This is a genomic window from Pseudomonas sp. IT-196MI5 (assembly GCF_949767415.1).
Classification (GTDB): domain Bacteria; phylum Pseudomonadota; class Gammaproteobacteria; order Pseudomonadales; family Pseudomonadaceae; genus Aquipseudomonas.
Genome location: NZ_CATKPZ010000019.1, coordinates 31,429 through 43,358, shown reverse-complemented (window position 1 = coordinate 43,358; position 11,930 = coordinate 31,429). Strand labels below are relative to the sequence as shown.

The 11,930-nt window shown below is 61.9% G+C and carries 12 protein-coding genes; 7 read left to right on the top strand and 5 right to left on the bottom strand.

The window, feature by feature from the left end:
* Entirely contained in the window at positions 1-486 is a 486-nt protein-coding gene (bkdR, locus tag ACM6IK_RS13855; protein ID WP_095944115.1) for a Bkd operon transcriptional regulator BkdR, read from the bottom strand.
* 185 nt (positions 487-671) lie between these two features.
* Here bkdR and ACM6IK_RS13850 point away from each other — a divergent pair, with 185 nt between their 5' ends.
* The 5 genes from ACM6IK_RS13850 (at position 672) to ACM6IK_RS13830 (ending at position 6,880) form a co-directional block, all read left to right on the top strand.
* Positions 672-1,907 carry a 3-methyl-2-oxobutanoate dehydrogenase (2-methylpropanoyl-transferring) subunit alpha gene (locus tag ACM6IK_RS13850; protein ID WP_414874793.1) on the top strand — a complete coding sequence of 412 codons (1,236 nt, stop codon included), beginning with the start codon at positions 672-674 and terminating at the stop codon, positions 1,905-1,907.
* Between the two features lies 1 nt (position 1,908).
* Complete coding sequence (locus tag ACM6IK_RS13845; protein ID WP_108215957.1) at positions 1,909-2,967, top strand: alpha-ketoacid dehydrogenase subunit beta; 1,059 nt, start codon at positions 1,909-1,911, stop codon at positions 2,965-2,967.
* On the top strand, positions 2,968-4,242 hold the full coding sequence (locus tag ACM6IK_RS13840; protein ID WP_414874792.1) for a dihydrolipoamide acetyltransferase family protein: 1,275 nt from the start codon (positions 2,968-2,970) through the stop codon (positions 4,240-4,242).
* A gap of 3 nt (positions 4,243-4,245) precedes the next feature.
* Entirely contained in the window at positions 4,246-5,628 is a 1,383-nt protein-coding gene (gene lpdA, locus ACM6IK_RS13835) for a dihydrolipoyl dehydrogenase (protein WP_414874791.1), read from the top strand.
* 232 nt (positions 5,629-5,860) lie between these two features.
* The gene (locus ACM6IK_RS13830) at positions 5,861-6,880 is read left to right on the top strand and encodes a branched-chain amino acid aminotransferase (protein ID WP_218428683.1); all 1,020 of its coding nucleotides are present in this window, start codon (positions 5,861-5,863) and stop codon (positions 6,878-6,880) included.
* A gap of 161 nt (positions 6,881-7,041) precedes the next feature.
* Here ACM6IK_RS13830 and ACM6IK_RS13825 read toward each other — a convergent pair whose 3' ends face one another.
* On the bottom strand, positions 7,042-7,806 hold the full coding sequence (locus ACM6IK_RS13825; RefSeq protein WP_414874808.1) for an ArsR/SmtB family transcription factor: 765 nt from the start codon (positions 7,804-7,806) through the stop codon (positions 7,042-7,044).
* A gap of 88 nt (positions 7,807-7,894) precedes the next feature.
* On the opposite strand from ACM6IK_RS13825, the gene ACM6IK_RS13820 reads away from it, so the two are divergent.
* The gene (locus ACM6IK_RS13820; protein WP_414874790.1) at positions 7,895-9,004 is read left to right on the top strand and encodes a cytochrome P450; all 1,110 of its coding nucleotides are present in this window, start codon (positions 7,895-7,897) and stop codon (positions 9,002-9,004) included.
* Positions 9,005-9,015: 11 nt separating this feature from the next.
* On the opposite strand, the gene dmeF is transcribed toward ACM6IK_RS13820, so the two are convergent.
* From dmeF to ACM6IK_RS13805, 3 genes are all read right to left on the bottom strand, one after another.
* The gene (gene dmeF / locus ACM6IK_RS13815; protein ID WP_414874789.1) at positions 9,016-9,942 is read right to left on the bottom strand and encodes a CDF family Co(II)/Ni(II) efflux transporter DmeF; all 927 of its coding nucleotides are present in this window, start codon (positions 9,940-9,942) and stop codon (positions 9,016-9,018) included.
* A 13-nt stretch (positions 9,943-9,955) separates the two neighbouring features.
* Positions 9,956-10,231 carry a metal/formaldehyde-sensitive transcriptional repressor gene (locus ACM6IK_RS13810; RefSeq protein WP_414874788.1) on the bottom strand — a complete coding sequence of 92 codons (276 nt, stop codon included), beginning with the start codon at positions 10,229-10,231 and terminating at the stop codon, positions 9,956-9,958.
* A gap of 67 nt (positions 10,232-10,298) precedes the next feature.
* Entirely contained in the window at positions 10,299-10,637 is a 339-nt protein-coding gene (locus tag ACM6IK_RS13805; RefSeq protein WP_414874787.1) for an FKBP-type peptidyl-prolyl cis-trans isomerase, read from the bottom strand.
* 172 nt (positions 10,638-10,809) lie between these two features.
* Between ACM6IK_RS13805 and ACM6IK_RS13800 the strand changes: the two genes are divergently transcribed.
* The gene (locus ACM6IK_RS13800; protein WP_414874786.1) at positions 10,810-11,883 is read left to right on the top strand and encodes a diguanylate cyclase domain-containing protein; all 1,074 of its coding nucleotides are present in this window, start codon (positions 10,810-10,812) and stop codon (positions 11,881-11,883) included.
* The last annotated feature ends 47 nt before the right edge of the window (positions 11,884-11,930 follow it).

Here is an 11,930-nt window from a genome sequence, read left to right as displayed (position 1 = left end):
CTACGGCAACGTCAGCCCATTCGCCGGCAACGGCAGCGCGGTCTTGTACCGCACCTGCTTGAGCGCAAAGCTCGAACGGATATTCGCCACCCCCGGCACCTTGGTCAGAAAGTCCATCATGAAGCGCTCCAGCGACTGAATGGTCGGCACCAGCACCCGGATCAGATAGTCCGGGTCGCCGGCCATCAGGTAGCACTCCATCACCTCGGGGCGATCGGAAATCGCTTCTTCGAAATGCTGCAACGCCTCCTCTACCTGCTTTTCCAGGCTGACGTGAATGAACACGTTCACGTGCAATCCCAGCAGGTCGGCATCCAGCAGCGTCACTTGCTCGCGGATCACTCCCAGTTCTTCCATGGCCTTGACCCGGTTGAAACACGGCGTCGGCGACAGGTTCACCGAGCGTGCGAGGTCGGCATTGGTGATGCGGGCGTTCTCCTGAAGGCTGTTGAGAATGCCGATGTCAGTACGGTCCAGTTTGCGCATGAGACAAAACCACCTGTTTTTTATGTTTATGCAGGTTTTTTATCTGCAAATGATCTTCAGCGCAACGAAACAGAGAGAAATATTCTTCTTGGGCGGGCCTATGATTGTTGTAGGACAAGATTTCTTCTACCGAACGAAATCTGTCAGCTCACTACAAGAAATTCACAAGATCGAGCGTAGAAGCCATGACCCAAGCGTACGAACCGCTGCGCCTGCACGTCCCCGAACCCTCGGGCCGTCCAGGATGCAAAACCGACTTCTCCTACCTGCATCTGACCGATGCCGGCACGGTGCGCAAACCCCAAATCGACGTTGAACCGGCTGACACGGCTGATCTGGCCCGCGGCCTGATCCGCGTGCTCGACGACCAGGGCAATGCCCACGGCCCCTGGGCTGAAAACGTGCCAGTGGCGATCCTGCGCAAGGGCATGCGCGCCATGCTCAAGACGCGGATCTACGACAACCGCATGGTGGTTGCCCAGCGTCAGAAAAAGATGTCGTTCTATATGCAAAGCCTTGGCGAAGAAGCCATCGGCAGCGCCCAGGCCCTGGCCTTGAACATCGACGACATGTGCTTCCCGACCTACCGCCAGCAAAGCATCCTGATGGCCCGTGACGTACCGCTGGTCGACCTGATCTGCCAGTTGCTGTCCAACGAGCGCGATCCGCTCAAGGGCCGGCAATTGCCGATCATGTACTCGGTCAAGGACGCCGGTTTCTTCACCATTTCCGGCAACCTCGCCACCCAGTTCATTCAGGGCGTGGGCTGGGGCATGGCCTCGGCGATCAAGGGCGACACCAAAATCGCCTCGGCGTGGATCGGCGACGGCGCCACCGCTGAGTCGGATTTCCACACCGCCCTGACGTTCGCCCACGTGTACCGCGCACCCGTGATCCTCAACGTGGTCAACAACCAGTGGGCGATTTCCACGTTCCAGGCGATTGCCGGTGGTGAAGCCACCACCTTCGCCGGTCGTGGCGTCGGTTGCGGCATTGCCTCCCTGCGGGTCGATGGCAACGACTTCGTCGCGGTCTACGCCGCTTCTGCCTGGGCCGCCGAACGTGCGCGCCGCGGTCTCGGCCCGACCTTGATCGAATGGGTCACTTACCGTGCCGGCCCGCACTCGACCTCCGATGACCCGTCCAAATACCGTCCCGCCGATGACTGGAGCCACTTCCCGCTGGGTGATCCGATTGCGCGTCTCAAGCAGCACCTGATCAAGATCGGTCAGTGGTCCGAAGAGGAACACGCCGCCGTCAGCGCCGAACTGGAAGCCGAAGTGATCGCCGCACAGAAAGAAGCCGAACAGTACGGCACCCTCGCCGGCGGCCAGACTCCGAGCGCCGCGACCATGTTCGAAGACGTCTACAAAGAGATGCCGGAGCACTTGAAGCGCCAGCGTCAAGAGTTGGGGATCTGACATGAACGATCACAACAACAAAATCGAGCTGGAAACCGCCATGACCACGACCACCATGACCATGATCCAGGCCCTGCGCTCGGCCATGGATGTGATGCTTGAACGGGACGACAACGTCGTGGTCTTCGGCCAGGACGTGGGCTACTTCGGCGGCGTGTTCCGCTGCACCGAAGGCCTGCAGAGCAAGTACGGCACCTCCCGGGTGTTCGACGCGCCGATTTCCGAAAGCGGCATCGTCGGTACCGCCGTGGGCATGGGTGCCTACGGTCTGCGCCCGGTGGTGGAGATCCAGTTCGCCGACTACGTGTACCCGGCCTACGATCAGATCATTTCCGAAGCCGCCCGCCTGCGTTATCGCTCAGCTGGCGAGTTCACCGCACCGATGACCCTGCGCATGCCCTGCGGCGGCGGCATCTACGGCGGCCAGACCCACAGCCAGAGCATCGAGGCACTCTTCACTCAGGTGTGCGGTCTGCGCACCGTCATGCCGTCCAACCCCTACGACGCCAAAGGCCTGTTGATCGCCTCCATCGAAAACGATGACCCGGTGATCTTCCTTGAGCCCAAACGCCTGTACAACGGCCCCTTCGACGGCCACCACGAACGCCCGGTAACCCCGTGGTCGAAGCACCCCGCCGCGCAAGTGCCGGACGGTTACTACACCGTACCGCTGGACGTTGCCGCGATCGCCCGTCCGGGCAAGGACGTCACCGTGCTGACCTACGGCACCACCGTGTACGTGTCGCAAGTGGCCGCTGAAGAAAGCGGTGTCGATGCCGAAGTCATCGACCTGCGCAGCCTGTGGCCGCTGGACCTGGAAACCATCGTCAAATCGGTGAAGAAAACCGGCCGTTGCGTCGTGGTTCACGAAGCCACCCGCACCTGCGGTTTCGGCGCCGAACTGGTGTCGCTGGTGCAAGAGCATTGCTTCCATCACCTGGAAGCGCCGATCGAACGCGTCACCGGTTGGGACACCCCTTACCCGCACGCGCAAGAGTGGGCGTATTTCCCAGGGCCGTCCCGAGTGGGCGCGGCGTTGAAACGGGTCATGGAGGTCTGAATGGGCACGCACGTCATTAAAATGCCGGACATTGGTGAAGGCATTGCAGAAGTTGAATTGTCACAGTGGCACGTCAAGGTCGGCGACTTGGTCGTCGAAGATCAGGTACTGGCCGATGTCATGACCGATAAAGCGATGGTGGATATTCCGTCGCCGGTGCATGGCAAGGTCATCGCCCTTGGCGGCCAGCCGGGCGAAGTCATGGCGGTCGGCAGCGTGCTGATCAGCATTGAAGTCGAAGGCGCGGGCAACGTTAAGGAGTCGGCGCAACCGGCTCCCGTTAAAGAAGCCCCGGTGGCCGCAGCCAAAGTTGAAGCCGTGGCTGAAAGCAAACCGTCCGCTGCCCCGGCGCCGAAAGCTGCCGTATGCCAGGGCCCGATGGTCGCTCGCGAAGCCGATGAGCGTCCGCTGGCCTCCCCGGCCGTGCGCAAGCATGCGCTGGACCTCGGGATTCAGTTGCGCCTGGTGCGTGGCACCGGCCCGGCCGGTCGCGTACTGCATGAGGATCTCGACGCCTACCTGGCTCAGGGTCAGTCGAACGCTTCGGCACCGGTGGCGGCAGCTTACGCCCAACGTACCGATGAGCAGCAGATCCCGGTGATCGGCATGCGCCGCAAGATCGCCCAGCGCATGCAGGACGCCACCCAGCGTGCCGCGCACTTCAGTTATGTCGAAGAAATCGACGTCACGGCTGTGGAAGAGCTGCGCGCGCACCTCAACGAAAAACATGGCGCCACCCGTGGCAAGCTGACCTTGCTGCCGTTCCTGGTCCGCGCCATGGTCGTCGCCCTGCGTGACTTCCCGCAGATGAACGCCCGTTACGACGACGAAGCCCAGGTCATTACCCGCCTCGGTGCGGTACACGTCGGCGTCGCGACCCAGAGCGACGTCGGCCTGATGGTGCCGGTGGTGCGTCACGCCGAAACCCGCAGCCTGTGGGACAGCGCGGCGGAAATCGCTCGCCTGGCCAGTGCTGCACGCAATGGCAAGGCCAGCCGCGATGAGTTGTCCGGCTCGACCATCACCCTGACCAGCCTCGGCGCCTTGGGCGGCATCGTCAGCACGCCGGTGCTGAACCTGCCGGAAGTGGCGATCGTCGGTGTGAACAAGATCGTCGAACGGCCGATGGTGATCAAAGGCCAGATCGTGATCCGCAAGATGATGAACCTCTCCAGCTCCTTCGATCACCGCGTGGTCGACGGCATGGACGCGGCGCTCTTCATCCAGGCCATCCGTGGCTTGCTCGAACAACCCGCGACCCTGTTTGTGGAGTAAGTCATGCAGACCCTCAATACCACACTGTTGATCATCGGCGGCGGCCCCGGCGGCTATGTGACCGCGATCCGTGCCGGCCAGTTGGGCATCCCGACCATCCTGGTGGAAGGCCAATCCCTGGGCGGCACTTGCCTGAACATCGGCTGCATTCCGTCCAAGGCACTGATTTATGTCGCCGAGCAGTTCCACCAGACCCGGCATCACAACGAGCATTCGGCCCTGGGCATCAGCGTTTCGGCACCGACCCTCGATATCACCAAGAGCGTCGAGTGGAAGGACGGCATCGTCGATCGCCTGACCACCGGCGTCGCGGCGCTGCTGAAAAAGAACAAGGTTCAGGTCGTACAAGGCTGGGCCAAGGTCATCGACGGCAAGACCGTGGACGTCGGCGACACGCGCATCCAGTGCGAACACCTGGTGCTGGCCACCGGCTCCAAAAGCGTCAACCTGCCGATGCTGCCAATTGGCGGGCCGATCATCTCGTCCACCGAAGCCCTGGCGCCGACCTCCGTGCCCAAGCGCTTGATCGTGGTCGGTGGCGGTTACATCGGCCTGGAGCTGGGCATTGCCTATCGCAAGCTCGGCGCCGAAGTCAGCGTGGTGGAAGCGCAGGAGCGCATCCTGCCGGCCTACGACGCCGAACTGACCCAGCCCGTACACGACGAACTGAAAAAACTCGGCGTGAAGCTTTACTTGAAACACAGCGTGCAAGGCTTTGATTCTTCTAACAATACCTTGCAGGTACTGGAACCGGACGGCGAGACCCTGAACCTGGAAACCGATCAGGTGCTGGTGGCCGTCGGTCGCAAGCCGAACACCCAGGGCTGGAACCTCGAAGCGCTGAACCTGGACATGAACGGTTCGTCGATCAAGATCGACAACCGCTGCCAGACCAGCATGCGCAACGTCTACGCCATCGGTGACCTGAGCGGCGAACCGATGCTCGCGCACCGGGCCATGGCCCAGGGCGAGATGGTCGCCGAGCTGATCAGCGGTAAAACCCGCGAGTTCAACCCGACCGCCATCGCCGCCGTGTGCTTCACCGACCCGGAACTGGTGGTGGTCGGCAAGACCCCGGACGAGGCCAAGGCCGCAGGCTGGGACTGCATCGTTTCCAGCTTCCCGTTCGCCGCCAATGGCCGGGCGATGACGCTGGAGTCGAAAAGCGGCTTCGTGCGCGTGGTCGCCCGTCGCGACAATCATGTGATTGTCGGTTGGCAGGCAGTCGGCGTCGGCGTGTCGGAGCTGTCCACGGCGTTTGCCCAGAGCCTGGAGATGGGCGCGCGGCTGGAAGACATCGGCGGCACCATCCATGCCCATCCGACGCTGGGTGAGGCGGTGCAGGAAGCGGCGTTGCGTGCGCTGGGGCATGCACTCCACCTGTAACTGAGGGTGGCAGTAATGGCCCTATCGCGAGCAGGCTCACTCCTACAGGGGAACGCATTCCAAATGTAGGAGTGGGCCTGCTCGCGAATTCTCAAGGTCAGCGCGAATTATCTGTCTGTCATCCGATAGTCCGGGCTGCGAAATGGGCCCGGAATGAAGTATTGTTGTCCCCATCCAAAAAACGTCAGAAGCCTTGAACCGTTTCGGCGGTTGTTAAGTGATAGAGGGTGTCATGGGTAACGAAAGCATTAATTGGGACAAGCTGGGTTTTGACTACATCAAGACCGACAAGCGCTATCTGTCGCACTGGCGTAATGGCGAGTGGGACAAAGGCACCCTGACCGAAGACAACGTGCTGCACATCAGCGAAGGCTCCACTGCCCTTCACTATGGCCAGCAATGCTTCGAAGGCCTGAAGGCCTACCGTTGCAAGGACGGTTCGATCAACCTGTTCCGGCCGGACCAGAACGCCGCACGCATGCAGCGCAGCTGCGGTCGCCTGCTGATGCCGCAGGTGTCCACCGAACAGTTCGTCGAAGCATGCAAGGACGTGGTCCGTGCCAACGAGCGATTCATTCCGCCGTATGGCACCGGCGGCGCGCTGTACCTGCGCCCGTTCGTGATCGGCGTGGGTGACAACATCGGCGTGCGTACCGCACCGGAGTTCATCTTCTCGATCTTCTGCATCCCGGTCGGCGCCTACTTCAAGGGCGGCCTGACCCCGCACAACTTCCTGATCTCCAGCTACGACCGTGCCGCGCCACAAGGCACCGGCGCCGCCAAGGTCGGTGGCAACTACGCCGCCAGCCTGATGCCGGGCTCCCAGGCCAAGAAGGCGCATTTCGCCGACTGCATCTACCTGGATCCACTGACCCATACCAAGATCGAGGAAGTCGGTTCGGCCAACTTCTTCGGGATCACCCACGACAACAAGTTCGTGACCCCGAACTCGCCATCGGTACTGCCGGGCATCACCCGTCTGTCGCTGATCGAACTGGCCAAATCGCGCCTGGGCCTGGAAGTGATCGAGGGCGACGTGTTCATCGACAAGCTCTCCGACTTCAAGGAAGCCGGTGCTTGCGGTACTGCGGCAGTGATCACGCCGATTGGCGGCATCAACTACAACGACCACCTGCACGTGTTCCACAGCGAAACCGAAGTCGGCCCGATCACCCAGAAGCTCTACAAAGAGCTGACCGGCGTGCAAACCGGCGACATCGAAGCGCCAGCGGGCTGGATCGTCAAGGTTTGATCTGACGCCAGACACACAAAAGCCCCCCATCGGGTGACCGATGGGGGGCTTTTTGTTTGCATTGTACTGACGAATCCACCACTCCCCCTGTGGGAGCGAGCTTGCTCGCGATGACGGCATTGCATTCAATACGGAAACAACCGGAATACAGCTATCGTCCGTCAGCGAATGTTCACGAACTCCACCGAACCTGCCGCCATTTGCGAAACGTTGACATTACCCTCAGTCACTAATGGCAATTCGATTCCAAACCGCCTGCCAAACTCCTTGCGCCCCAACGTCGTCAACGCCAACGCCCGACTGTCCAGATCCTGGGTCATCCACTTGCGCTTGAGCGCCGTTTGCAGCAATGCCGCGCCCAGCGATCCGCCCAGATGCGGCCGACGCATGCTCCAGTCCAGGCACGGGCAGGCAAAGCGGCGGCGCAAGGTGCTCAAGTCCTGTACCTCGATCCCAAGCCCCTGAAACATTGCCGAGCCACTGTCACTCAGGCGATAGGCTTGTTCGTCGGTCTCCTCAAGCCAGCCCGCTTCGAGCATCCGGTCATGCAACAGCACCGCCAGGGTGCCCGCCATGTGGTCGTAGCAGGTGCGGGCAAACTGCAGGCGATCCGGGGTACGCGACTGGAAGCTTGGCGCGGTGTTCTGGCCGATCACCATCAGCGCCTCGAGGGCCTGGGCCACGCGTTTGTCCGCCAGGCTGTAATAGCGATGACGTCCCTGAACGTGCAGCCGTACCAGCGCCAGCTCCTTGAGTTTGGCCAGGTGGGCACTGGCCGTCGACGCGCTGACTTCGGCCACCGCCGCCAGTTCGGTGCTGGTGCGGGCGTGGCCGTCCATCAGCGAACAGAGGATTTTCGTCCGCGCAGGCTCGGCGATGGCTGCCGCCACCTGCGAGACGCCAATGTCGTGTTGTTCTACGTTCACTACGTTCATATTTCGCTCCCGGACGAATCAACGTCGTTTCGGACTGGAGATAGTAGCAACACTTTCCGACAACAAAAGGCTGTGACCCATGGACCCGATCATCGCTGCGACCCACACCGATCCCTATCCCTACTACGCCCGACTGCGTGCCGAAGGTGGGCTGGCTTTTCATCCAGGGCTGAACCTGTGGGTGGCCAGCAGCGCCCGGGCGGTGGCCGCCGTGCTGGCGCATCCCGATTGCCACGTTCGCCCCGCGCAGGAGCCAGTCCCCAAGGCGATCGCCGATGGCCTGGCCGGCCAGGTGTTCGGTCAGTTGATGCGCATGAATGAGGGTGAACGCCAGCGTTGCCCACGGTCGGCGCTTGCGCCGGGGCTGGAGTTGATCGATGCGCGGGAAGTCGAGGCCCTGGTCAGCGCCCGCTTGATGACCGCGGATGCCGCTGGCCTGTACAACGCCATGTTCCGTGGGCCGGTGTGCGTGGTGGCGGCGTTGTTGGGATTCACCCCGGCTCAGGGCCGCGCCATCAGCGAACTGACGGCGGATTTCGTCGCCTGCCTGTCGCCCCTGAGTGACGCGGCACAATTGACCGCCGCCCACGCTGCAGCCGAACACTTGAGCGGTTACTTCATCGAATTGCTCGACGATCCGCACAACCACAGCCATCTGCTTGCGGGCATCCGCCAGCGCTTCGCCTCCGGCGCGCCGCAAACGCTGATCGCCAACCTGATCGGCCTGTTCTCCCAGACCTTCGAGGCCACTGCCGGGCTGATCGGCAACGCCGTGCTGGCATTGATTCAACATCCGTCGTTGCGCAGCGAATCAACCCCTGTCGAAGCCCTGCTGGCCGAAGTGCAGCGCTTCGACCCGCCGGTACAGAACACCCGCCGCTTCGTCGCCGCCCCCTGCGAGATTGACGGCGTGAGGCTGAACGCCGCAGACGTAATCCTGGTGCTGCTGGCCTCGGCCAATCGCGACCCGCAGCTCAACGACAACCCCGATACCTTCCTGCTCGACCGCCCGAACCGGAGCAGCTTTACCTTTGGTGCAGGGCGCCATCAATGTCCGGGGCAACGCCTGGCGTTATGCATTGCTGGCGCCACCGTCCGGCAAATTCTGGCGATGAAGCCGGCACTGGATCGCCTGACCTGGCACTACCGCCCGTCCGTGAATGGACGGATTGCGCTGTTCAGTGACTGAGCGAAAACCGCTCAAGCAGAGCGGTATTCGACGGTCAGGTGAGACAACTCATGGACCGGCGCCAGGCGTTCGCGAATGGTGTCGGCACTGACATTGGCTGCCGCCACGACGCTGACAATCGCGGCCCGCGCCTGCGGGCCGACCTGCCACACATGCAGATCGCTGATACGCACATCGTCCGATGACTCAAGCAACTCGCGAATCTCATCGGCAACATGGGCATCGGTGACATCGAGCAACACCGCAGCGCTGTCACGCATCAATCCAACGGCCCATTTCGCGATCACGATGGCGCCGACAATACCCATCAACGGGTCCAGCCACACCCATCCCAGATAACGCCCGGCCAGCAACGCGGCAATCGCCAGCACCGAAGTCAAGGCATCGGCCAGAACATGGACATAAGCCGAGCGCAGGTTGTTGTCGTGATGGTGATGATGGCCGTGGCTGTGCCCGTGATCGTGGCCATGATGACCGTGGTCGCCCGCCAGCAAAAAGGCACTGACGATGTTCACCGCCAGCCCCACCACTGCAATCACCGTCGCTTCAGTGAATGCCACTGTGGTTGGCTGAAACAGACGAAAAACGGACTCACCGGCAATGCCGATCGCCACCAGCCCCAGCACCATCGCCGAGGCAAACCCGGCCAGGTCCCCGACCTTGCCGGTGCCGAAGCTGTAGCGCGCGTTGTTGGCATTGCGCCGTGCGAACCCATAGGCCGCCGCCGCGATGCCCAAGGCCCCGGCGTGGGTGGCCATGTGAAAACCATCGGCCAGCAACGCCATGGAACCGGTGATGTAACCGGCAGCAATTTCGCCAATCATCATCACAAACGTCAGCGCCACCACCCATAAGGTGCGACGGGCGTTTTCATCATGGGATGCGCCGAGAAATACATGGTCATGAGAAAAGCGCGAAGCCTGGGGTGCCCGGGTCATGGAATTCAGGCCTCTATTTGGCATAACGGCGGATGGCGAGCAACAAGTCTTCCACGCCCTGGGCGCGATCTTCATCGCTCAGGCCTGGATGGGCCACGTGCTCGCGGGCGTGGGCGTCGATGAACTGCTCCAGCAGACCATTGACCGCGCCCCGGATGGCAGCGACCAGGTGCAGGGTCTTGGCGCAATCGGCATCGGACTCGAGCGCCCGCTCCACGGCTTCCACCTGACCGGCAATCCGCCTCACCCGCTTGATCAAGTCATCCTTGTGTTGGTGAATGTGCGACATACCCATACCCCCTACCCCTATATGGCGCGTATGGTCGCCGATTGAGCGGAGCCTGGCAAGCTACCAGTCAATCATCGCGCGTCAGCACCTCCATCAACTCAATTTCGAAGATCAGGTTGGAATTCGGCGTGATCTTGCCCATGGTGCGTTCGCCATAGGCCAGATGCGCCGGCACCAGCAACTTGCGCTTGCCACCGACCTGCATGCCCATGATGCCCAAGTCCCAGCCCTTGATAACCCGACCGGTGCCGATCACGCACTGGAAGGGTTTGCCACGGCTATGGGAAGAATCGAATTCGGTCCCGTCCTCCAGCCAGCCACGGTACTGGGTGGTGATCAGCGCGCCTTTTACGGCGGCTTTTCCGTCACCCACTTGCAGATCGATCACCTGAAGCTCGTCATTCATTGAATTCACTCGTATGCTCACTCGCCCTCAAGGGCCTGACGGGCGCCCTTTTCCCAGATTTGCCCTCGATTGGCAACCATTGCCACCACCTGCGCGACGTTTAAAGCTGTTTGCTGAACTAAAATAATCAATAATTACCCGTACGGTTCACCGCCCTGATGGCCATCCCCGAATGATCCTGCTCTGGACCTGCGTCATCCTTGGTTCAATTGCGCTTGCCCTGATCGTCGCGCTGGTCTGGCGCGAACGTTCGCTGCAAAAGCAACTGGCGGAATATCGCGCGGTCATCAACAGCCTGTCCGAAGGTCGGAACATCCACCAGGATGACGACGCCGAGCGCTTCAAACGCAGCCAGTATTTCGCTCGTATCGGCACCTGGGACTGGGATGTCGATACCGACCGGTTGTACTGGTCAGATGCGATTTTCGGCATGTTCGGCTTCAAGATCGGCGAAGTGACGCCCTCCTACGCCCTGTTCTGCTCCAGCGTGCATCCCGATGACCGCCTCAGGGTGCGGGCCGGCGAACTGCGCTGCCTGGAAACCGGCGAAAACCATGACGAGGAATACCGCGTGGTCTGGCCCGACGGCACCATCCGCTGGTTGCGGGAAACCGGCAACGTGGTCAAGAACGACCACGACGAAACGATCAAGATGATGGGCGTGGTACGCGACATCACCGAAGAAAAGGCCTCGGCCAGCTACCTCAAGCACCTGGCCCATTTCGACCCGCTGACCGGCCTGCCCAATCGCCTGGTGCTCGAAGAGCGCCTGTCCGAAGCGCTGGAGCTGGCGCGCGCCGGCGCCACGCGGGTGGCCCTGGTGTTTGTCGATCTCAACGGCTTCAAGGCCATCAACGACCGCTATGGTCATGCGGCCGGCGACCGGGTGCTGGTCACCACCGCCACACGGCTCAAGCGCATCCTGCGTGGCACCGACACCGTCGCCCGGATCGGTGGCGACGAATTCGTGGTCATCCTCCAGGGGCTGCCCCAAGGCCAATGCCTGCAAGACGAAGCGCGCACGATCTGCCAGAAAATCTTCGTCGAACTCTCCCCGCCTGTCACCATCGGCAACGACCAGCGCCACATCGGCACCAGCCTTGGCGTCGCCGTGTTCCCCGATCACGCGCCGAGCATCGACCGCCTACTGCACATTGCCGACCTGGCGATGTATGAGGCCAAGCGCAGCGGGAACAATCAGTATCGGCTGGGCACCGAGAGCGTGGTGTGGGCACACAGCGAATAGCGATTCGTCGGCGGGTGCCGGATCTTGATACATGCCCACGTCCCGCC